The sequence below is a fragment of the Halomonas salinarum genome (assembly GCF_012062845.1).
Lineage (GTDB): Bacteria > Pseudomonadota > Gammaproteobacteria > Pseudomonadales > Halomonadaceae > Onishia > Onishia salinarum.
This window is the reverse complement of record NZ_WWNB01000002.1, coordinates 67,860-89,560: the sequence shown is the minus strand read 5'-3', so window position 1 is coordinate 89,560 and position 21,701 is coordinate 67,860. Positions and strand designations below refer to the sequence as shown.

The 21,701-nt window shown below is 61.0% G+C and carries 22 protein-coding genes; 9 read left to right on the top strand and 13 right to left on the bottom strand.

Annotation, left to right across the window (positions count from 1 at the left end):
• Positions 1-16 precede the first annotated feature (16 nt).
• The 3 genes from HF027_RS01945 to nhaD form a co-directional block, all read right to left on the bottom strand.
• Complete coding sequence (locus HF027_RS01945) at positions 17-1,225, bottom strand: hypothetical protein (RefSeq protein ID WP_209316381.1); 1,209 nt, start codon at positions 1,223-1,225, stop codon at positions 17-19.
• Positions 1,194-1,541, bottom strand: a complete 348-nt coding sequence (locus tag HF027_RS01940; RefSeq protein ID WP_245184437.1) for a hypothetical protein — start codon at positions 1,539-1,541, stop codon at positions 1,194-1,196. Before HF027_RS01940 ends, HF027_RS01945 begins: the two co-directional genes overlap by 32 nt.
• A 521-nt stretch (positions 1,542-2,062) precedes the next feature.
• The gene (gene nhaD, locus HF027_RS01935) at positions 2,063-3,436 is read right to left on the bottom strand and encodes a sodium:proton antiporter NhaD (RefSeq protein ID WP_245184435.1); all 1,374 of its coding nucleotides are present in this window, start codon (positions 3,434-3,436) and stop codon (positions 2,063-2,065) included.
• A 611-nt stretch (positions 3,437-4,047) separates the two neighbouring features.
• Between nhaD and HF027_RS01930 the strand changes: the two genes are divergently transcribed.
• The 3 genes from HF027_RS01930 to HF027_RS01920 all read left to right on the top strand — a co-directional run bounded on the left by HF027_RS01930 (position 4,048) and on the right by HF027_RS01920 (position 7,234).
• Positions 4,048-4,761 carry a DUF3581 family protein gene (locus HF027_RS01930; RefSeq protein WP_168012376.1) on the top strand — a complete coding sequence of 238 codons (714 nt, stop codon included), beginning with the start codon at positions 4,048-4,050 and terminating at the stop codon, positions 4,759-4,761.
• 185 nt (positions 4,762-4,946) lie between these two features.
• Positions 4,947-6,179 carry a DUF3422 domain-containing protein gene (locus HF027_RS01925; protein WP_168012374.1) on the top strand — a complete coding sequence of 411 codons (1,233 nt, stop codon included), beginning with the start codon at positions 4,947-4,949 and terminating at the stop codon, positions 6,177-6,179.
• 86 nt (positions 6,180-6,265) lie between these two features.
• Positions 6,266-7,234 (top strand): magnesium transporter CorA family protein, encoded by a 969-nt coding sequence (locus HF027_RS01920; protein WP_168012372.1) that lies wholly within the window; start codon positions 6,266-6,268, stop codon positions 7,232-7,234.
• 111 nt (positions 7,235-7,345) lie between these two features.
• Here the strand turns inward: HF027_RS01920 and HF027_RS01915 are convergent, their stop codons facing one another.
• A complete protein-coding gene (locus HF027_RS01915; RefSeq protein ID WP_168012370.1) occupies positions 7,346-8,245 on the bottom strand; it encodes a hypothetical protein in 900 nt (299 codons plus the stop codon).
• A 251-nt stretch (positions 8,246-8,496) separates the two neighbouring features.
• Positions 8,497-9,048 (bottom strand): NADPH-dependent FMN reductase, encoded by a 552-nt coding sequence (locus HF027_RS01910; protein ID WP_168012368.1) that lies wholly within the window; start codon positions 9,046-9,048, stop codon positions 8,497-8,499.
• Between the two features lie 142 nt (positions 9,049-9,190).
• Between HF027_RS01910 and HF027_RS01905 the strand changes: the two genes are divergently transcribed.
• Both HF027_RS01905 and HF027_RS01900 read left to right on the top strand, forming a co-directional pair.
• Positions 9,191-9,682 (top strand): hypothetical protein, encoded by a 492-nt coding sequence (locus HF027_RS01905; protein ID WP_245184433.1) that lies wholly within the window; start codon positions 9,191-9,193, stop codon positions 9,680-9,682.
• A gap of 159 nt (positions 9,683-9,841) precedes the next feature.
• Positions 9,842-10,159, top strand: coding sequence for an antibiotic biosynthesis monooxygenase family protein (locus tag HF027_RS01900; protein WP_168012366.1), 318 nt, complete (start codon positions 9,842-9,844; stop codon positions 10,157-10,159).
• A gap of 10 nt (positions 10,160-10,169) precedes the next feature.
• Here the strand turns inward: HF027_RS01900 and HF027_RS01895 are convergent, their stop codons facing one another.
• Both HF027_RS01895 and HF027_RS01890 read right to left on the bottom strand, forming a co-directional pair.
• Positions 10,170-10,385, bottom strand: a complete 216-nt coding sequence (locus tag HF027_RS01895) for a DUF3820 family protein (RefSeq protein ID WP_168012364.1) — start codon at positions 10,383-10,385, stop codon at positions 10,170-10,172.
• A 79-nt stretch (positions 10,386-10,464) separates the two neighbouring features.
• Positions 10,465-12,012, bottom strand: a complete 1,548-nt coding sequence (locus HF027_RS01890; protein ID WP_168012362.1) for an FAD-dependent oxidoreductase — start codon at positions 12,010-12,012, stop codon at positions 10,465-10,467.
• 216 nt (positions 12,013-12,228) lie between these two features.
• Between HF027_RS01890 and nfsA the strand changes: the two genes are divergently transcribed.
• Positions 12,229-12,960, top strand: a complete 732-nt coding sequence (gene nfsA, locus HF027_RS01885) for an oxygen-insensitive NADPH nitroreductase (RefSeq protein ID WP_168012360.1) — start codon at positions 12,229-12,231, stop codon at positions 12,958-12,960.
• A 106-nt stretch (positions 12,961-13,066) separates the two neighbouring features.
• Here nfsA and HF027_RS01880 read toward each other — a convergent pair whose 3' ends face one another.
• The 4 genes from HF027_RS01880 to HF027_RS01865 all read right to left on the bottom strand — a co-directional run bounded on the left by HF027_RS01880 (position 13,067) and on the right by HF027_RS01865 (position 17,186).
• A complete protein-coding gene (locus HF027_RS01880) occupies positions 13,067-14,215 on the bottom strand; it encodes an ABC transporter substrate-binding protein (protein ID WP_168012358.1) in 1,149 nt (382 codons plus the stop codon).
• 34 nt (positions 14,216-14,249) lie between these two features.
• Positions 14,250-16,085, bottom strand: coding sequence for a chloride channel protein (locus HF027_RS01875; RefSeq protein ID WP_245184431.1), 1,836 nt, complete (start codon positions 16,083-16,085; stop codon positions 14,250-14,252).
• A gap of 112 nt (positions 16,086-16,197) precedes the next feature.
• The gene (locus HF027_RS01870; protein WP_168012356.1) at positions 16,198-16,725 is read right to left on the bottom strand and encodes a YgjV family protein; all 528 of its coding nucleotides are present in this window, start codon (positions 16,723-16,725) and stop codon (positions 16,198-16,200) included.
• Positions 16,726-16,979: 254 nt separating this feature from the next.
• On the bottom strand, positions 16,980-17,186 hold the full coding sequence (locus HF027_RS01865; RefSeq protein WP_168012354.1) for a hypothetical protein: 207 nt from the start codon (positions 17,184-17,186) through the stop codon (positions 16,980-16,982).
• A gap of 11 nt (positions 17,187-17,197) precedes the next feature.
• Between HF027_RS01865 and HF027_RS01860 the strand changes: the two genes are divergently transcribed.
• Entirely contained in the window at positions 17,198-18,742 is a 1,545-nt protein-coding gene (locus HF027_RS01860; RefSeq protein WP_245184429.1) for an MFS transporter, read from the top strand.
• A 186-nt stretch (positions 18,743-18,928) separates the two neighbouring features.
• Here HF027_RS01860 and HF027_RS01855 read toward each other — a convergent pair whose 3' ends face one another.
• Both HF027_RS01855 and HF027_RS01850 read right to left on the bottom strand, forming a co-directional pair.
• Entirely contained in the window at positions 18,929-19,216 is a 288-nt protein-coding gene (locus tag HF027_RS01855; RefSeq protein WP_168012352.1) for a sll1863 family stress response protein, read from the bottom strand.
• Positions 19,217-19,334: 118 nt separating this feature from the next.
• Positions 19,335-20,102 (bottom strand): DUF1499 domain-containing protein, encoded by a 768-nt coding sequence (locus tag HF027_RS01850; RefSeq protein ID WP_168012350.1) that lies wholly within the window; start codon positions 20,100-20,102, stop codon positions 19,335-19,337.
• 455 nt (positions 20,103-20,557) lie between these two features.
• On the opposite strand from HF027_RS01850, the gene HF027_RS01845 reads away from it, so the two are divergent.
• Both HF027_RS01845 and HF027_RS01840 read left to right on the top strand, forming a co-directional pair.
• On the top strand, positions 20,558-21,232 hold the full coding sequence (locus HF027_RS01845; protein ID WP_245184427.1) for a nucleotidyltransferase family protein: 675 nt from the start codon (positions 20,558-20,560) through the stop codon (positions 21,230-21,232).
• 95 nt (positions 21,233-21,327) lie between these two features.
• Positions 21,328-21,672, top strand: a complete 345-nt coding sequence (locus HF027_RS01840) for a DUF427 domain-containing protein (RefSeq protein ID WP_168012346.1) — start codon at positions 21,328-21,330, stop codon at positions 21,670-21,672.
• Positions 21,673-21,701 lie beyond the last annotated feature (29 nt).

Sequence of the window (21,701 nt, the reverse complement as noted above, 5' to 3'; positions counted from 1 at the left end):
CACCACGAATCGGGCATTAGAAGCGTATTGATAACTGTGTCAGGAACATATTCCAGTAGCGCTGGGTATCATCTGGGTCGGGGTTGTCTTGAGCTGGCAGCCAGCCAGTGCCATTGACGTAATGATATTCTGCAGATAGCAGCACCTGTGGATGAACGCGCCATCTCAGTCCCATTGTCCAATCTCTCGCAAACTGGGAGTGTGCTGGGCCGGCGTTAGAAAGCTCGTATTGACGCCCAGAAGGATCGTCTCGGTTAGTTACAAGGCTATCGTATCGGATGAATCCTTGCCAATTCTCTAAGAATCTTCGTGAATATTGTATATACCAGCTTTCTCCAACTGCGCTCTGGTTGAACAGGGCGTTGGAGAAGTCGCTTGTTTCTAAATCGCGTATTGCATATTCACTGGTCAAACTCCATTTTTCTTTGTTTATCTGGAGAGAGAAGATTAAGGCTTTGAAGGATAGTTTTCCTTCTGCGGTGTTTGTCGATATGTCTGCAGCGACGTCAGCTGCACTGACTGCGCCAACGAACTGCCCTCCAGAGTGTTCGTATAAAATCTGACCGATAAAGGAGGGGTTGCCATCAACTGCAGTAGCATTTGGAACTGTTTGCCTTTCTAAGTCTTCGTCTGTTTGTGGGATTGCTGCTCCTGCCTGAGCCCTTACCGTCCCATAAGGAAGTCGTTCTTCCGTATAAAGGCTGAAGCCGTCTGCTGCCAATCCAAGTGAGCGGGTCCTATCAAAATAAATTGACTGGGGAAGGAGGATGCTTGGACGTGTGAAGGCAACATCACGTGTCTGATTATAGAAACCAAACGGGTTCTTGAAACGGCCTACTTGTATTCCAATACTTCGCTTCTGGTTGGATAAGGGCTGATAGTCTATAACCCCGTGGTCGAGTTTCGGCTGAGCACTATTTCCATCACCACCCGCGCGCCGGCTGAGCACCTGTGCGGCGACCAGGACGTCCTCGTGGGGGCGCACGGAGAAGTTCACGCCGACTTCGGTGAACTTGGTGCTGCCACCGCTTTCGCTGCTGGGGCCGAAGAAATTGTTGTCATCGGTAATCACCAGTGCCTGGCTGAGAAAGCCATGTACCTGCAGCGTATCGCCCATATTCTGAGCGACGGCCGGTGTTGCCGTACCGACAAGACTCAAAAGGCCGATAAGACCAAGGAGTCGTGTCCCTGCTTTACTCCATGGATATGACTTGGACACGATCATCCAGATGCTCCCTGTCTAGATACCCGAGACTTCCCGGGGTGTTGGCGATGCGTTCGTGCATTTCTGATTGCGACCCTACGTTGATAGGGGCCTGGCCGGTTCCCGAGAAGACGACTCGGTCCCATGACAGCTGGAGTTGGTGCGGGTAGACCGACAGATGTTGCTTGACGAAGCGCTCATGTGCCGGATGGTTGTTGGGTAGCACCAAGACTCTAAGGGCCTGACCATCTGGCCAGGTGCGCTGCCGCATGGCGAACATGGCGCGAGCGGTATCCCGGTTCAGCGAGGTCGTACTGACGCCCTGATGCGCGACCATGACGATCTCAGGTTTTCCATCTTCAGCCAGGCATATAGGCGCCAGTACCATGGCTAAGGCTGCAAGCAGCCAAGGCGGTGAGGTAAACAGGAGCCCAACATTCATTCGCGACATGACATACCCGGTCGGTCATATGAGCCCGGACAGACACTTCCCTGTGTGTCGGCCATGGTGACTGTGTGCATCATGCAACCATCAACATGACCAAGGCTTGCCTTAGAAGAGCTATCAGTGAAGCGAGCACTGGTCATCATCCGATTGATAAACCTGCCCCCCACCTGTTCTCCGGATTAACTTGAACGGCTGCTCAATGGTTACAATATGAAACATTATTGTTTTCAGCTATTTATCTTTTTTCGAATACTAAAGCACGGCTGATGGATTAGCCATGACGTGGATCGCCTATTTTTTTGTTTGCTTGTTTAGAGAAACGGTATGGGCGTGGAGCGATACAACAGTGGGATGGTGGAGGAGATCGCCGGTAGACAAGGCTACCGGCGTGTAGTCGTCGTGCTTGGGGTTTATTGAACAGCAAAGCTGCCGGCATTGAGCCACAAGTGCATCAGGATGCTGGCCACATAGCCCAGAAAGATGACGGGTGACCACTTGAGATGCCCCATGAAGGTGTAGGAGCCACGGGCTTGCCCCATCAGGGCGACGCCGGCCGCGGAGCCGACTGAGAGCAGGCTGCCGCCGACCCCCGCTGTCAGCGTGATCAGCAGCCAGTGGCCGTGAGACATTTCCGGCTCCATGGTCAGTACCGCAAACATCACCGGAATGTTATCCACTACCGCGGAGATCAGGCCCAGCGCCACATTGGCCCAGGTGGCATCCCACTGGGTGTAGAGCACCTCGGAAAGCATCCCTAAATAGCCCATGAAGCCCAGACCACCGACGCACATCACCACGCCGTAGAAGAACAGCAGGGTATCCCACTCTGCACGGGCGATGCGGTTGAAGACGTCGAACGGCACGACACTGCCCAGCCGTTCCAGTGCCTGGCGGTCGCCGCGTTGCAGGTAATGATTGCGCTTGCGCTCCAGCGAGCGTGACAGGCTGCGGCGCAGGTAGTAGCCGAAGAACTGCAGGTAGCCGAGCCCCGTCATCATGCCCAGCACCGGCGGTAGGTGCAGAAGGGTGTGGCAGGCTACGGCGGTGGCCACGGTGAGCAGGAACAGGCATACAATGCGCCTGGCGCCGCGCTTCATCTCGATATGCTCGCCCTGGGCCTTGGGACGGTGCTTCTTGACGAAAAAGCTCATCACCACCGCGGGTACCAGGAAGTTGACCAGAGAGGGGCCCAGCAGCTCGAAGAACTCGTAGAATTCCACCAGGCCAGCCTGCCAGACCATCAGAGTGGTGATGTCGCCGAATGGGCTGAAGGCGCCTCCGGCGTTGGCGGCGACGACGATATTCACGCAGCACAGGTTAATGAAGCGATGATCGCCCTCCGCGACCTTGGTGACTACCGCGCACATCAGCAGGGCGGTGGTCAGGTTGTCGGCAACGGGCGAAATCACGAAGGCCAGGCCGCCGGTCAGCCAGAACAGGCTGCGGTAGCTGAAGCCACGTTCCAGCATCCAGCCACGCAGTGCGTCGAAGACTCGCCGCTCGTCCATGGCATTGATGTAGGTCATGGCGACCAGCAGGAATAGCATCAGTTCGGAGAATTCGAGCAGTGTGGCGCGAAACGCATGCTCGGCGGCATCGGGCATGCCGTTGCTGACATAGACCCAACCGATCAGACCCCAGATCAAGCCGGCGGCTACCAGAACCGGCTTCGATTTGCGCATGTGCAGCTTTTCTTCAAGCATCACAAGCACATAGGCGAGAACAAAGATGGCGACAGTGAGTATCCCGACGGCCGAACCCGTCAGGTCAAGTTCGCCGGTCATGGCCCACGCCGAGGGACTGAAGGTTAGAAAGGTCAGGACAAGTGCCAGCCCCAGGAGAGAGCGGTACGAGGGGTAAAGCAATCGATTATGCATGAGTTGTTATATCAGCTTGGGTTATAAAAGGATGATTTTCTGTGATGCTATCATGCCGGCCTGTTGCGCCAATTTGCGACCTTCGGCGTATCGCAGGGATGTGTTGTTGTCATGATACGCGTCATGCATCTGGATGAGGCACTGCTGGGTAAATGCTTCTGTCAATCTCGTGGTGCAGAGAAGCGTCCATCTCGAGACGCGACGAGGGCAGCCCGTTTGGCACCAGAGTGGATATTGGCAAAATTGACATGGCTTCGCCGTCGGTATGGATAGTTTCTCGTAGCGATAGGCGAATTTTTGACAACATGTTACGTTGTGCCCGCAAAGTTAAACCTCGCAGCAGAGCATATCGGCTTTTGCGAGACATGGGGGCAAAGGGAAACAATGTTGTCCGCCGACAAAACGACAGCCAATGGCGTCAGGTGCGTAGCATGTCCGCTATCCTCGGACTGTCGTGACTGCGCTTGTCCTTGGCAGGGCGACGCCTAATATTTCCTTGAGGTGCAATAAGACGACGCATGTTTCTCGACAATTTTCATCAGGTCCAAGACGGCCGTATTAGCATCAGCGCGGAGCAGGCCAGTCGCTTCGCCAAGCAGGTCGCCGGCGATTACAACCCTATCCACAATCCCGATGCGCGGCGCTTCTGCGTACCGGGCGATCTGCTCTTTGCCTTGGTGTTGTCGAAGTTTGGCTTGTCTCAGTGCATGACCTTTCATTTTCGCAGCATGGTCGGGGCAGAGGTCGCACTGGATTTTCAGGAGCATGATGATGGCGTCATTCGGGTCACCGATGATCAGGGCAAGGTCTATCTGGACGTCGAACGTCGCGGTGAAGTGACACATGATGAAGAGGTGATCGCCCCCTTCACGCGTCGGTATGTCGCCTTTTCCGGCAAGAACTTCCCGCATTATCTCAAGCCACTGATGCAGGCCCACGGCGTCATGTTTAACCCCCAGCGCCCGCTGGTGATCTACGACAGTATGGGCTTTTCGTTGGACCGTCTCGATGTCGAGGATCCCGGCCTCAAGCTTGATGACTCGACCTTCGAGGTGCTCGGTAAACGTGGTGAGGCGATGCTGGAGTTCGGTCTTACCGCTTGTGGCCAGAATATCGGACGGGGGTCCAAGAAGCTGGTGGTCAGTGGCCTACGCGACTATGACACCGCCGCCATGGATGAGATCGTCTGCGAGTTCTATCGCCTCAAGGCCGCTTATGAGACCGCACTCTAGTTTGGTGTGATGTCGACAAGCCCTGTCTGGTCCGGAGGCGCCCCTAGTGGGCGCCTTCTTTGTCTGTCACCCAAGAGACGTTCTCAGCTCACTAAGCGACATAAAGGGGGCAGGCACGTTCCAGAGGCTTGACGCTGCCCCGCCAACGGGTAGCCTCAAGCTTTTTCCCCCTATCAGGTCCGGCCATGCATCCCCAACGCGCGACCCTGCACAACGAACTTCATGCCCGCCCCTCGCTGTATTTCGCCGCGCCTGCTCACTTGCATCACTATGCCTTTCTGGACGCCGATGGCGCCTGTGACCGCCTGATCGCTCGTCTTGCCCGTGACCTCGGTGAGACGAGTGACCTGGAGGTGGCCCAGGGGGTCCTCACCCTGGAGGACATGGTGCTGAAGTGGGAGCGGCACACCGAGTTCTTCACCCTGACGCTGCTGGTACCCGTGCAGCCGGACACCGAGACCTGGCCGGCGCCACCGCCGCTGTTTGCCGAGATCATCGAGGCGCACCGTGAGCAGGTCATCAACGCGACCTTGCTGCGGGTCGAGGATGAGGTGAATGTTGATGGCGATCTGACGGGCTTTGGCTTCAGGAATCCGGCCGGTTCGATCATCGGCGGCGGGGATGCCACGGTCTGGAGCGACTTCCGCCTGACCGAGGATGGCGTCAATCATCTGCTGATCGTCAATCACCATCTCAGCGACTACCGGCTGGGGCGGATGACTCGCCGTCTGCTTGAAATCGAAACCTATCGCATGATGGCCTCGCTGGCACTGCCGCTGGCCAAGGAGCTCAGCGGCGAGATGCGTCAGTTCGAGCAGGAGCTGGCAGCACTCTCGGATCGCAATGCCGCTGCCGAGGAGACCGACTCCCGGCCCTTGCTACGGGACATCACAGCACTATCGGCGCGTATGGTGAACTCGAGCGCCGGCGCCAGGGTGCGTTTCAGCGCCACCGATGCCTACTCGAAGATCGTCTTCACCCGCATCGAGGAGCTACGCGAGACCCGCGCCGGCGACAGCCAGCGATTCGGGCTCTTCATCCTGCGCCGCTTCCAGCCCACGGTGCGCTATTGCGCGGCCATCGATCGCCGCCAGTCGAGTCTCGAGCAAAGCGTGGCGCACCTGAGCGACCTGCTGCGGACGCGTGCCCAGGTCGAGATCGAGGAGCAGAACGCGGTGATGCTCAAGAGCCTCAATGAGCGCACCAGCTCTCAGCTCAAGATCCAGAAGGCGGTCGAAGGCCTGTCGATCATCGTGATCAGCTACTACATCCTCAGTCTCTTCAAGCTTTCTCTCGAAGGACTCGATGCCGTTGGCCTGGGCATGGAGCCACGTCAGGCCGCCGCCATCGTCGCGCCGCTGGGTATCCTGATTATCGGCGGGCTCTCCTGGCGTATATGGAAAGTGCGCAAGCACTGATCGGCGTACCCACCATCAGCCAGTGCAAAGCCCAGAGCACTGGCTTATGGTGATGGCCTTTATTCGTCCAGGAAGGATAGCGCCTCATGATTCGCACCCTGTTGCTCAATGCCGATGGCCATTCGCACACCGGTGGCGAAGAGTTCATTTCCCACTGGCGCGAGCAAACGGACAGCCGCATCTGGATCGACATGCAGGGCGAATCGTTGGAAGACCAGCGAGCCCTGCTCGAGGCCTTCGACTGCCACCCCTTGGCGATCATTGACGCCCAGCGCGAGCGTCATCCTCCCAAGATCGAAGATTTCGAGACCCATACCCTGATCCTCTATCGGGGTATCTCATCGTTTGATGCAGAGCTCAATTATGCCCCTCAGCAGGTCGCCTTCTTCATCGGCGAGCGCTACCTGATCAGCCTGCACCCGAGTCTCGCCATGAGCATCGATCGCATGCAGGGGCAGGACGGAAGCAAGCTGCTTGCAAAATCTCCCGGCCAGTTGGCAATGAAGATCATGCACCTCTCGGCGGGGTTCTATCTGGAGAGCCTGTTGGAGTTCGAGACACAGCTCAGCGATCTCGAGGATGGTTTGATCGAGGCCGGAAACGACAGCCTGATGAAGCGGATCATCAGCTACAAGTCGCGGCTGGTGAAGATGCGCCGGGTGTTCAACTATCACCAGGCGATTACCCAGGAACTGATGGCCTACGACTACGATCATCTGCCTCGGGAGGATGCGGATACGTTGCACGCCGTCAACGATGTCCACGAGCGTTTCGAGCGACTGCACAGCCTGACCCAGATGTACTACGACATCTGTGGCGACCTGGTGGATGGCTATATCTCGATCTCGTCCCACCAGCTCAACATCACCATGCGCGTGCTCACCGTGATCACCGCCATCTTCGTGCCGCTTGGCTTCCTGGCGGGTCTCTACGGCATGAACTTCGCCTACATACCGGAACTTGGCTATCGCTACGGCTACTTTGCCCTGCTGGGCGTCATGGGCTTGGTTGCTACCAGTCTGATCTGGCTGTTCCGCCGCAAAGGCTGGATGTAACCAGACAGTCGCCATACACCAGCGCGGGGTGCACACAAAAGCGCCAGGTCGGATGACCTGGCGCAAGACACTTCAGCAGGGTGTCCGGCCATATATCGTGGCCGGCCATGATCACTTGAGGTAGATCTGACCCTGCTCATAGAGGCGTTGGCAGTCGACGGCATCGTGATAGCGGTCCTCGTCGACGTTGAGGTCATGCACACCGGGTCCAGCAAAGCGTGGATCATCGCACTCACCGTCGTTGGACCACTGGCTGGTGTTATCGCCCCACTGAATGTCGCTTGAGCTGCTGACCGTGTCACCGTTAGATGCAAGCGTGATGCGGCCCTGCTCATAGAGGTGCCGGCAATCGACGGCATCGTGATAGCGGTCTTCATCGACGTTGAGAGAGTGTGCGCCTTCGCCCGTGAAGCGCGGATCGTCGCATTCGCCGTCATTAGCCCACTGGCTGGTGTTGTCGCCCCATTCGATACCCTCGCTGTTTTGAACCGGAGCACTGTTCGCAGCGCCACCACTTGCCACATCCGTCCATTCCGGGTCGCGCTCGGAGATCTTGACGACCGCCTGAGGCATTTCGCCCGACGTATAGGAGCCTACCCAGACGTTGTAGTTGCCGGAGGGCGGCGAGCGCCACTGAAGCGCTGGATTCATGCCGCTTGCAGTTGAATAGTCGTCGTTGCAGTGCCAGTTGCCGTTAGGGTCATAGACCACCAGGGTGGTGTCCGCCGCCGACTCGACATAGAGGGTCAATGGATACTGGCTGGCGTCAAAGTTGATATCCAGATCGGGCTGCTCGCCGTTTACAAAGCCGCTGCAGTTAGGCCCCGCTTCAGAAGCCGCCGCGCTGCCACCTGCGCTGAGAGTAATCTGATGAGGGTCGGGCTCGAAGCCGGACTTCAACTCAATCGTCTCGTAGAGCGGCGAGGCCTGCCAGTTCAGGGCCTGGGCAGAGCCCGCCAGGCACAACAGGGGTAAGGCGACGAGGGTGGCACAACGTGAAGCGGGCAACATGGATGCATTTCCTTGCAATGAGAGAGCGATGACGCGACCTATCGCACGCTAATATGGTCAGAAATGCTCAAAATGTCACCCCTTGTAAGGTGATCAAGAATGGCTTTGCCCACATGGAGGTATGAATAATCCTCTAGCACGTTGTTTGGCTAAAGCATAGGTGACTGCCCCGGTGTTATCGCGCTGGCAGACGCGAGCCTCTTACGTCACGAGCAATCGCGGACGACTCTTATGCGGGTCGGCATTGCTTGCTAGGAGGTTCGCTGCAGCCAGGACTCATAGCCGTCCAGAAAGCCTTGAAGATAGTCGCGACAACGCTCGGTAGGCTGGCCGTGCTCATCGAAGAGTTCCTGCACCCGGCTGAGATAGACCTCAGGCTTCGGCATGCAGGCGATATCCAGATTGACCAGCACCTGGCGAAGGTGATGACTGGCCCCAAAGCCGCCCATCATCGAAGGGGACGCGCTGATAACGGCGCCAGGCTTGCCGGCAAAGACATTCTCCTTTGCCGGGCGGGAGCCGATATCCAGCGCGTTCTTCAAGGCAGCGGGGATAGAGCGGTTGTGCTCTGGCGTCACGAATACATAGCCTTCGGCCGCCCGCAGCTGGGCGCGAAACAACTGGTAGGACGCCGGTGAATCCTCATCGAAGTCCTGGTTGTAGAGGGGAAGGTTGCCGATCTCGATGATCGACATATCTAGCGATGCGGGTGAAAGATCGATCAGTGCCTGTGCAGCCTGGCGGTTGAATGATGCCGTGCGCAGGCTGCCGACGATAACGGCGATGGGCGTTGGCTGATTCATGAAGCGTCACTCCTGGCGAGGAATAGGTTTCGTCACTATAGCTGACTCCCTCTCTGCCTTGGTTGGGCAACGGGGCGTGCGAGCCACTATGCTTTATCAAGGCCCGCCTGGGCCTCTCGTCATATCTCAGGAGGTATGCATCATGGACAGGACTTTTATCAACCAACGCTCGCCGCGCCCATTGCTCGCCACAGCATTGTTTTCGACTTCAGGACTTGCCACTGCAGTTCTTTCTACTGCATTGCTTACCACCACGGCGCTTGCAGCCGAGGGACACGACCTCACTTTCCAGGGCGATGCCAGCTTCGGTGGCCCCCATGGCGGCCAGAGCATCCAGGCCGCGCTTGTCGATACCGCGTCCGGTGAGGTATTGGCCGTCGAGTCGGGTACGGTTTCCGCCGCTGGCGACCCCGCTTTCTCGTTTACCTTCCCGGGTGCACTTGAGGCCGGAGGCAGCTACGCGGTCGACTACTGGATCGATTCCAACTTCGGCGGCGGTATGGAAGGCACCTGCGATGGCATGCAGCATGACCACCAGTGGCATATCCCCATCGAAGCCGATGACATGGCAACGACGCATGTGGAAAGTCATGACCCTTCAACTCAGACTGCCGTCTGCGATAGCTTTGAATAGTCGCCGTATGCGACCAGGTGGGGAAGCATCGTAAGCGGCATACCGTCAGCATGTGAAACGCCAAGTCCCGGGAGTGCCCGGGACTTGGCCTGCCTGTATCAATTTGCAGGGATAGCGATGCCACCGCTTTAAAAGAACGCTGATCGAGAGGAGGCCAACATGAAGTATCTGTTCGAGGTGCGCATCAAGGAAGGCCACACCGCCGAGGAGTATGCCGATGCCTGGGTACGGGCCAGTGAACTGATCCAGCAGGCGCCTGGCGCCCGGGGCACCGAATTGCACCGCAAGATCGGCGACCCCGATACCCTGATCGCCATCGCCCGCTGGGACAGCAAGGCCAGTCGCGACGCCATGGAATCCGATCACACGCCGGAGATCGACGCCATCATCAAGAGCGCCGCGCCCGGCTGCGAGGTGCGCGTGATCGGCGAGTTCGAGGAGCCCGAGTGGGTGGTGATGCCCCCGGACTCGCCCTGAGGCGGACGCTTCAGCCGCGGCGGCGCAGTGGGTCGAGCAGCTCGCTCAGGCCGTTGTGGTCGATCTCCTGCATTAGCTGCAAGAGCCTGCCAATCTCGCCGTTGGGAAAGCCTTCCCGAGCGAACCAGTTGAGATAGCCGCCGGGCAGGTCCGCGATCAGGGTGCCCTGGTGCTTGCCGAAGGGCATCTTCAGGGTCACCAGGCGTTCCAGGTCGTCGGGGTTCATGGCATTCTCCTCGCGGCATTGATGATGGCCGGCGAGCTTACGTCAGCGGGCGAATGTTCGCCAGTGCTGGCCCAGGGCGTTATGCATCGCCTAACGGGTGCTGCCAGCCGCGAGTTCGCGCTTCCATCTCGGCCTCGGCCTCGAGGCTTTCCCAGTCGCGGAAGATGGTTGCCACCGCCAGGCAGTGGTCACCGGCGATGAAGCGCGCGGTGAAGTCATGCGCCGCAGGATCGCCGTCGGTCTCGATGCGATCCCAGTGCGTGGCATGGCCCACGACATTGATGCCGATATCGTAGTGCTGGCTCCAGAAGAAGGGCACTGCCGCTTGAGCATCGCCGGCGCCGAGGATGTTGCGAGCGGCGCGCTGCCCCTGGCGCTGAGCCACTGTCCAGTGCTCGATGCGTACGCGCTCGCCACTCAGCGGGTCTGGCCAGCGGGCGATGTCGCCGGCGGCGAAGATCCCCGGCATGCTGGTCTCCAGGGTGTCGCTGACCCATACGCCATCATTCACCGCGAGGCCTGCTGCCTCGGCCAGGGCGACACGCGGGCGCACACCGATGCCGACCACCACCAGGTCGGCATCGAGGTGTTGGCCGCTTTCGAGCTCGACCGCCTCCTCGGTAATGCCTGCCACCTGGTCTTCCAGATGAAACTTCACCCCCTTTGACTCGTGCAGATCACGGATGAAGTGGCTCAGCGTCTCGCCAAGGATGTGCTGAAGCGGCTGTGCTTCAGGCGCGACGACCCGCACCTCGAGCCCGCGTTCGCGCAGCGACGCCGCCGCTTCCAGACCGATGAAGCTGGCGCCGATCACCACGGCGCGGCGCGCTCCGCCCTCGACGGCGGCAATCAGCGACTCGCTGTCGGCCTGGCTGCGCAGGGTGTGGACATGGGGCAATTCGGTACCCGGCACCGACAGGCGGACCGGCTCGGCACCGGTGGCCAGTAGCAGCGCTCCGTAGTCCAGGGTCTCGCCATTGGCGAACTGCAGCCGCGAGGCTTCGGGTTCGATCGCCGCCACCTCGGTGGCGAGTCGCAAGGTAATATCGTGTTGCTGATAGAAGTCATCGTCGCGCAGGGGAATCCATTCGGCCTTCGCCGTGCCGGCCAGGTAGTCCTTTGAAAGATTCGGCCGATCACAGGGTAGGGCCTTGTCCTCGCTCAAGATCGTCACTGGCCCCGTGTAGCCCTCTCGGCGCAGCATTTCCGCGGCCGCCTCGCCGGCAGCACCACCCCCCAGAATCACCACCGAGGACGGCGATTGGGTCGGGTGGCGTGCGGGGGCTGGCTTGGCACGCTCGTGCACTATCACCCGGTCGTCGACGATCTCGGTCTTCCAGCAGGCCACATCGTCCAGGGCCGGAGCGGCCAGCGCTTCGCCGCTGCGCAGGCTGAAGCAGGCGTGGTGCCAGGGGCAGCGCACGGTGTCATCGACAATCAGGCCATCGCCGAGCGGCGCACCATAGTGGGTGCAGTGGGCACCCACGGCGAAGAAATCGCCCCCGCTGCGAGCGAGAAGTACCGCGTCCTCGCCGACATGGCCTGTGAGCATCTCGCCCTCGGCCAGCTCGCTCATCGGGACACCAGCAGTCAGGTCCGGGCCGTTCGGGGTCTTGTCGGCACTCATCGTGATCACTCCTGTGAATGGCGGGATATCATGAATCACTATAGAAGCCACGCTGTCGCTTCACCTTGTGAGTTGCCGACGGCCTCATAACGTTCAGGTACATGGTGAAAGACTGTCACGCCAGCGGCGATCCTGATGGGGCGATGATTTAGAGTGGAAAACTGTAAGCATGCTATGTATCTTGCCCCCTTCCCTTACTGCATTTCGCGAGGTTGCATGAATCCCACCATCGAGCTGCTGAAATCCCACCGATCGATCCGCAAGTTCACCGAGCAGAAGATTCCCCATGAGCTGCTGCGGGAGCTGATCAGTGCCGGCCAGAGTGCCGCCACGTCCAGCCATGTTCAGGCGTATAGCGTCATTCATGTCACTAATCCGGCCAACCGTGAGGCGATTGCCGAACTGGCCGGCGGCCAGAGCTATGTGGCGAATGCCTCGGATTTCCTGGTGTTTTGCGCCGACATGAAACGCCCAACCGATGCCTCCGAACGAACCGGTGCCAACGTCGTGCGTGGCATGACCGAGCAGCTTCTGGTGGCAAGCGTCGACACCGCCTTGATGGCACAGAACGTGGCGGTGGCCGCCGAATCCGAGGGTCTGGGGATCTGCTACATCGGCGGTATCCGCAACGATCCTCAAACTGTCAGCGATCTGCTGCGGTTGCCCGAGCATGTCTATCCGGTGTTTGGCATGTGCATCGGCTACCCGGCTCAGACCCCGGGCATCAAGCCGCGGCTATCGGTGGAGGCGATTCTCAAGGAAGACTATTACGACGACGATCGCGAGCAGGTAGCCGCCTTCGACGACACCATGCAGCGTTACTACAGTGAGCGCAGCGGCGGCACCAAGGACACCAACTGGTCCTTGAATCTCACCCCGCTCTTCGACACCAAGCTGCGCCCGCACATGCGTGACTTCCTGATCGAGCGCGGTTTCAAGATGAAGTGAGATAGGGGCTCAACAGCGCTCTCCACAACGCTCTCAAGCATTGAGTCAGCAATCCTCGCGAATCAACCTCAGCCGATTCGCCACGGGCCCGCGTTTGCGTGGTCTTTCAGGAATCCGGGTCGGGCGTCTCGCCGTCCGCAGGGGGCTCGGCGACGGCGCCGGAAGCCTCGTCGGGTGTGTCGAACAGGGCCGCGCGGAAGTACTCGCCGACCCGCTCTCGGGTCTGGGCATACCAGTCATCGTCGCGGGTTATCGCGCGCTTGGCATTCAGGGGGTGGGTGGGAATGTGCAAGCGCATGTCGAGGCCGGTGCCATGGTGGGTGGAGACCTGGCGTGCCGCCGACTGCCGGGACGGGCCGTAGGGAATGTACCGGGCCAGCTCCGCCTGGCGCTCGGTGGTGGTGGCGAAGCGCACGAAGCGACGGGCCGCTTCGGGATTAGGCGCGTGGCGGGGGATGACCCAGGTCTCGTGCTCCTGCACCTGACCGTCCCAGAGGATCTCGATGGGCAGGCCGCGGTTGACCATGGCGTCGAAGAAGCGTCCGTTGTAACCCGAGGCCATCACCACCTCCCCCTCGGCCAGCAACCGCGACGGCGTGTCGCCGGCCTGCCACCAGCGCAGATCCTCAAGACCGTTCAGGCGCTTCAAGGCGAGGTTCAGGCCGCGCCGGGTACTGAGCAGCCGGTAGAGCTCTTCCCGAGGGACGCCGTAGGCGAGCAGGGCCCACTCCAGGTTCGCTGCCGGGGTGTCTTGCAGGGCGCGAGGCCCGGGAAAACGGCGCTGGTCGAAAAGATCGGCGATGGAGGTGGGGCGGCGTCCCGGGAAGGCGTCGCGGCGATAGGCCACCACGGTGGCGAACACCGAGTGGGTGATCGCGCAGCGGCTGAAGGCGCCGGGGAGGAAATCCTCATCGGGCGGGGTGCCATCGGGGGCCGGGGCCACCAGCGAGGGCGACAGCGGTTCGAGCAGGCCCTCCGCGCAGGCGGCCATGGCCTCGCTGCGGGTCATGTCGATCAGATCCCAGGGTACGTTCTCTTCGGCCACGGCACGCCGTAGGGCCGCAAGGCCGCCATTATAGCGGGCGACGTTCACGGGGATGCCGGTGGTCTCGGTGAAAGGCGCGAACAGGGCGTGCTGCTGCGCACGTTCGTAGGCACCACCCCAGCTCAGCACCGTCAGGGTGGCTGGCGCAGCAACGGCTGGCAGGGGCCAGCACAGCGGCATGCCCATTGCCAGGACTAGGCCCAGGAGCATGGCCGACACCAGGCCGGTTGCGCCACGCCTGCGTTCAGCCCGCACCATATTCTTCCCGACGAAGTGCATCGCTTTGCTGCAGGAAGGCCCGGGCGATGCTGGTCTCGTAGACCACTCCCAGGAAGGCACCGTCTGCGGCCTCGTCTACGACGGCGATGGCCTCGCCAGTGACCTCCTGAAGATGGCGCATCGCCTCCCAGACCGAGGTCTGGGGCCCCAGCACAGGGCGCGGGGTGCTGGGGCAGTCCTTCACCGGCCGCCCGCCGTCGCCGTCCTCGCGCATGGCCTCAAGGTCGGCCAGGGTCACGCTGCTCCGGTAGCAACCCTTGGCGTCGACCAGGTGGGCCTCGCCGTGGCCGGAGCGGCTCAGCCGGGTTACCGCCTCGCTGACGCACTGCTCCGGCGGCAGGGTCACGCAGATGTGGCTCAGCAGGTCGTGGAGCCGGGCATCCTGCAGCAGGGCGCGGCTGCGACCGGCGGAGAGGTCCAGGCCCCGCTTCGCCAGCTGGATGTCGAACAGCGAGCGACCGAATAGCTGGGCGGCGATGGGGCTGGCGAGGATCACGCTGGCAAGTGCCGCGGTGGTCAGCGCGTAGTTACCGGTGAGCTCGAAGACGATCAGCAGGCTGGTCAGGGGAGCGCCGATGACCGGCGCGGTCACCGCCACCATGCCGCAGACGGCATAGAAGACGAAGGTGTCCTGGGCGCCGCCGAGGCCGCCAACCAGAGTGCCGCACAGGGCCCCGAACAGCGTGCCGATCACCAGTGCCGGGCTGAATATCCCGCCGCCAAAGCCCATGCCCAGGCACAGCGCCGTGGCGGCCAGCTTGAGGACCAGCACCACCAGCAGTTCCAGGCCGCCGAAGGCACCTGCAATGGTGGCGAAGCGCAGAGTTTCCTGACCCATGCCGAGAATGTCCGGTACCCACAGGGCGGTTACGCCGAGCAGGGCGCCAGCCAGCGCCGGGCGCAGTGAGGGAGGCAGGGGCAGGCGTTCGGCCAGCCGGCCGACGCCGAGGATCGAACGCATGTAGGCGCCGGCCACCAGGGCGCCCAGGCCGCCGATAAGCACGAAGACGGCGAATTCCCAGGGGCGGGGCAGCACGGTATCGGCGACATGGAAGAGGGCGCCGCGGGAGAGCACATTGGTGGCGATGACGTGCCCAACGATGGCGGCGGCCGCCACCGGGGCGAAGGCGCGCAGCGCGTAGTGGCGCAGAACCACCTCATGGGCGAAGACGATGCCGGCCAGGGGCGCGTTGAAGGCCGTGGCGATGGCCGCCGCCACGCCACAGGCGATGGTGATGTTGTCGTCGGAGCGGCCCAGCCGGAGCAGCCGTGCCCCCAAGGACCCCAGGCTTGCCCCCAGGTGCACCAGGGGGCCGTACTGCCCCACCGAGGCGCCAGCGCCCAGAGAAACCAGGCCACTCAGCGCCGAGAGCGCCCCTTCCCGTATCGGCAGCCGCCCGCGACGCGTCTGCACGGCGGCGATGACATCGGCGGGGGTGTGAGGGCGACGCCCGGGCAGCGCGCGGTGCAGCTGACCCACTACCAGCCCGCCAAGGGTCGGCACCAGCACCGTCGCGATCACCAGCGCCCCGGGGTGGGCGAACATCATGCGCCCCCGGGGTGACACCAGTAGCACGTCGTTAAGCCACAGGACTGCCGCCACGAAGCTCACCGCGGCCAGCGCCGCCAGGCTACCGATCAATGCGCCCAACGCCACCAGTCCCAGGAAGCGCAGCATTCCCTTGGGCCCTTGTGGAACTCCTTCCCCTGCTTCCGGCATGGTCATCTTCAAGGTGTAGGCGGGTCGGTCACCGCTTGCAAGGATGATCGACCCTGGCAGGGCGAGGATAGGCTGTCTCACGCCGCTCTTCGTGACCAAGCTGCGCAGGCACGATGGTCTGGCCCAAGGTGGCTTGAAGGGGCAGTGAGGCAGAGCTTCGGCCTCGCTACACGCACTGGCCGCGTCTTCGGTTTCAGCCGTGGATGTAGCGCAGGCGGGCATCCCGCCGCAGGCGGAAGATGGTGACCACGTTGGTCACGAATATCATGCTTTCGGCGAGGGTGCCGCCAATCGAGCCGGCCAGCAGATTACTGATGACCCAGCACAGCGCGGCCAGTGCCAGGGCGGCGCGCATGGCGATTCCGCTTAGCATGAACATGCCCCAGGTGCCCAGCAGCCCCGCGGTCAGCGCCGGGATATCCCGCGGGCCGCTCCAGGTCAGCGCCGCCACCGCCAGGGTGGCGAGCAGCATCATGATCATCAGCCTGCGGTGACGCGGGAAGCGGCGCACCAGGGCGATGCGCAATACGATCAGCGCCGAGATCCCGGCCGCTACCCAGCTTTCAAATAGCGCGAACTGGGCGGCGAAGGCGACGTTGGCGAAGAGCAGCAGAACGAACAGCTTGTCATCACGCTTGCTGGCGAATCCCACCAGGCACAGCGCCAGCGCCACCAGGCTAACCCCCTGGCCGAGTAGCCATCTTAGTCCGATCTCTTCCATGCCAATATCCGCGTTCCCGTTGAAAGTGGGGAAAGGCTAGCACGCCTCACGCTCGACGTTTGCCGTGCCTTCCGCACCGTTCATGCGCCTCGCCAGGCCTTAGGAGGAATCTTTGGCTAGGATGAAAGGGCTGTTCTCATCGTTATGGCAGTCTTTACGCTTGTTCATGTCTTACGTTGCCTGATGCCAGGGTCAGGCCGGACATGAAGCTGACATGGTCGGGCATGGGACAGTTATCACCATCTCGTAATGTTTTACTTCGACGAGACGAGGTGCGTGCCAGTTTTGACGCTCCCGCCTTGACCTGCTGCCATAAGGTGCTGAAGTTGTTCCATGATTCCACCATGTGATGTTGCATGGTGACCAAAGCCAATAACGATATCGAGCATCAGCGGGCGGATACCGCGCTTCAGGTACAACACCTGGAAGCGCAATGAGCCGGAATCGTCGATGCCTGCCATAAGGAGGCCGAATGAAGCCACTTTCGAGCACAGGGTTTGCGCTCTTTGGTGCCATACTGATCGCGATCAGTTACGGGCTCGCCCGTTTCGCCTTTGGTCTGTTCGTGCCTCCCATACGCGATGAGCTGGAACTCACGCCCTATGTGATCGGTATCATCGGTTCTCTCCCTCTCATCAGTTTTCTGTTGGCTACACTGGTCGCGCCGTTTGCCGCGGACCATCTCGGTGCCCGCAACGCGGCGGTGTTGTCCGGTGCCTTCGGCGTCGGCGGTCTGACGCTGATCAGTCAGGCATCCAGCGCGGTGACACTCGGTGCGGGGGTATTCGCCTGCGGGGTCTGTACTGGCTTGATGATGCCGGCACTGACGGCTGCCATGCAGGCGCTGGTGAGGCGCTCGTTACACGGGCGCGTCAGCTCGGTCATGAACGCGGGCACCAGTATTGGCGTGGTCGTTGCCGTGCCGACGGTGCTATTCATGGCCGGCGCCTGGCGCCTTGCCTATATTTCCTTCGCCGTGTTGGCGGGTATCGCTTTGATCGCCTCCTGGTTTCTCCTGCCCTCGGTATCACGGATCATGCCGGCAAACGCCGCGCCACCCGCGCCGATCAGCGAATTGCCATGGTCACGCCTCATCAGGCTCTCGCTGTTTGCCTTCGTGATGGGCTTCGTCTCGGCCGCTTACTGGATATTCGCGCCTGACCTTATTGTTACCCTGGGTGGCCTGCCCGCCAACGCTACCGGTTGGCTATGGCTTGCGGTGGGTATTGCCGGCCTGGGCGGCGCCGTGGTGGCCGACCTGGCTGATCGCAACAATCCCCCCATTACGCATGCCCTGATGCTGATGATGCTGGCAGCGAGCCTCGCACTGATCGCCGCCAGCCCAGGCCAATCGGTGTTGGCGGCATTTTCGGCGCTGGTCTTTGGCTTGGCGTACATGAGTTTGACGGGACTCTATCTGATGACCGGCATTCGCCTGTTGCCGGGCCGGCTGTCAACGGGGCCAGTGCTGCCCTTCATGGCCGTGTCGCTTGGACAGGCGACCGGCTCGCCCGTCGTCGGTATGTTGGTGGACGCTTACGGCTATGCCAATGCGTTCTCCATGTTCTCTGCTCTCGGCATCCTGGTAGCGATCCTCTCGCCATTTTACCCAGGCTACATTGCCCAGGCGGAAGAGGAGGAAGGTGAGGAAGATACCGGTCTCCAGGCCGCATACGATTACCAGCTGCAGGATGATGAGGGCGAGCCCCTTCATCCCGAAGCGGACATCATTGAGGAAGCCGAAGAAGCAGAAGCTGCCGCCGCTGAAGCCGCCGAAGCTGAAACTGATGCGGCTGAGGCCGCCGCCGCTGAAGCCGGCGAAGCGTCCGAAGAAGCCAAGGGCTCTCAATCAGGCAAGGACTCTGAAGAAGCCAAGGATTCTGAGGAAGCCAAAGACGCTGAAGCCGCCAAGGACTCTGAAGAAACCAAGCGTTCTGAAAACGCCAAGGGCGCCGGAGAATCCCAAGCATCTGACGACACGGACGCAAACAAGCCAAGCAATAAGGGCAATAGCTGAGGTATCGGTCACCGGCCTTTTCCCGGCCCCAGGCCGGTGACCATCTTCTCGATGATGGGCTCACGATGACTCAGTTAAGCGCAGGGTCTATCAACTTCGGCGTGGCGATAAAAATCGAGGGTGGTGATGAAAATCGAGGGCGCCGCTGATGGGCGCCACTCGCGGATGGATAGGCCAAAAGGTGGATTACTTGAAGCGGCTGCGCGCCTTCTCAAGGGATTCACTGAGCGAGGCCCAGGCACGTTCCGCGCCCGCTTTCACATCATCCCAGGCATCGTCGCTTGAGTTGCGCAGCTCGTCGAGCTTCTTACGCATCTCATCGCGTTTGGCCTCGAGCTGATCGACCTCTTTCTCATGCTCGATACGTGCATCGGCTTCAGCGCTTTGGGCACGCGCCTTCATCTTATCGACCTCGGCCTGCAGCTCATCCAGCTTGGCACGCAGCTTCTGTTCGTAGGCATTCCTGTCGCTCATGTGGGTCTCCTTTCCGTCTTCTGACAAGTGGAAGCTTGAAGATAGCCTATCGTCTGGCGACAAGGCATCTATATCTCAGGATGGCATACCCCGCCGGGTGGGTTGCAAGACAGCCATCCTATTGCGCCGCGCGTTCATGCAGGGCCATCAGGAAATCCTGAATGCGTGCAGCATTGGTCCCCAGGTCACTCTGGCCGATCCGTGAGGCCGAGCGCATATCGACGCGAACACCGTCGCCTTTCTCTGTCAGGCGAATCACCACATCGTCCTTGAAGCCGAACCAGCGAGTGGTCGCCGTGGCCTCGAGCTTCGAATCACTGACGGCGGCAATCTCCCAGCCCTGAGCCTCTACCGTAGCCTCTACCGCCGCCATGGCATCCTCCATGGAAAGCGACAGATGGATCGCGCTCAGCCTGCCGTACGCGGCTTGCTGCTGGTCGGCGAAGCCCTGCGGGTAGGCCACTGCATTGGGGGCAGCGTCGCGTGCCTCTGCTAGCGCCTCGAAGGTGGGCGGATTCTCAAGATCGGTGGTGATGTCATGGATCGGTGGCACCGTCTGTGCGCGCTGCATCATATGAGCGGGCAGGGCGAGCATCGCCACCACGGCTGTACTGGTGATAAGCCCTGTCAGCAATGGGCGCGGGCGGCGGCAGAACGCCGCGACGATGACCGCCACCAGCCCAACCGCACCAGCAGCCACCGCAATGTGCGCACCCTGACGCAGCATCGAGAACGACGTCCCAAGCGCTACCCAATCCCATCGATAGGCCGTGCCCGACCCTGCCATCAGCACGCCCGCCACGACCAGCAACACAACCCCCAGCCAGGCGATTACAACCGGCCATGCACCGCCGCGCGAGTGCGGCTTGAATATGGGTGATGCCATCTCAACTCCTTGTTGATCAGTGACCCGCTATTCACTGGCGGTTAAGCGGGCGCTTGGTTTCTATCGAGTTGCCTCTGTATCAGTGGTCCTCAGCATACGTGCTGGGAGGTACTCTTGCCCACGTTGTGCCGGTGTCCCATTGCGCTTGCCTTGGCAGGGCCTCATAAAAACGGGATAGAGGCAGGTAGCCCCGAGCCTGGCGGACAACCTACGCCCGGCGCTATTCTTTACGCCAGCTTCTATGTCCTCAGCCCCTATGTCATCAGCCCCTATGTCATTCGTCCCAATGGCTAAGCCCCTATGTTATCGGCCCCTGCGTTATCAGCCCCGACGTTATCAGCCCTTTTGCCCCCAGCTTTATGGAGCGAACCCCAAGCGCTATGCCTTCCACGCCTTCTGCGCACCCCAATGACGGTCTGGCTGACAAAAGCGCCGACCACAATGCCCGACACAACGTGACAAACCCTGCGTCGACAAGTATCGCCTTGATCATGGCCGCCGGTGCCTCTCGGCGCTTCGGTGTCGACGACAAGCGCCTGGCAACCCTGCCGGATGGTCGTCGCCTGCTTGCCGCCACCGTGGCCTTGGTGGCGACGGCCTTTCCCGCGCTGCGCGTGGTGCTGCGTGAAGACGACGACCCCCTCGCACTCGGGCTTTCATCCGATACCCCGGTCATTCGCGCCGCCCATGCCAGCGCAGGGCTCGCCGCGAGCATCAGCGATGCCTTCCATGCCCTGCAAGCCGATGATGACCTCATCGACGTGCAGGCCGCGGCTATTCTGCTTGGCGACATGCCTGCCTTGCGCCCCGAAACGTTAGAGGCCTTACAGCGCCGGATAACAAGCCAATGCATCGTGCGACCGGTGCAGGCCGGCAGGCCCGGTCACCCCGTGCTGTTCGGTCGCGCCTTTTGGCCTGAACTTGCCGCCTTGGGTGGTGAAAAGGGTGGTGAAGGGAATGGTCAAGAGGGCTTTGAAGAGGAGCGCGAAGAGCAAGGGGAGAATCGCAAGGATGAAGGGGCGCGAAGCGTGATTCGTGCCAATCGGGAACACGCTATTGAGCTTGCCGTCGATGATCCGGGGATTCACCTGGATATCGACCATTCGAGCGATCTCAGGCGCCTATCCTGAACAAATGACGTTGTTGAAAGCCTGTCACAGCCCAGATGGCTCTGGTGTGTGCCTGTTACGCTAGAGGTTTAACAAGCCAGAAGAGGAGCCGTGACATGTCTGCCGCTTCAGCGTCGCCCCGCATCACCTTGCACCCGCATTCCGGCCGGGTGCGCATCCATTCCGGTAACACCCTGATCGCTGATACCGAAAACGCCATCGAACTGCGCGAGCGCGGCTACCCCGATCGCTACTACATCCCCAAGGAAGATGTGGCTATGTCGATGCTATCGGTGTCTTCAACCGTCACCCATTGCCCCTTCAAGGGCGACACCGTGTATTACTCACTCGACACTATCGCCGATGTGGCATGGAGTTACGGACAACCGAATGAAGAGATGAAAGCGATTGCGGGGCACCTGGCGTTCGATGGAAAAAAGGTCACGGAGCAGCTGGAGTGATGGTGGCTTTCGCTGACCTGAACCTGCTC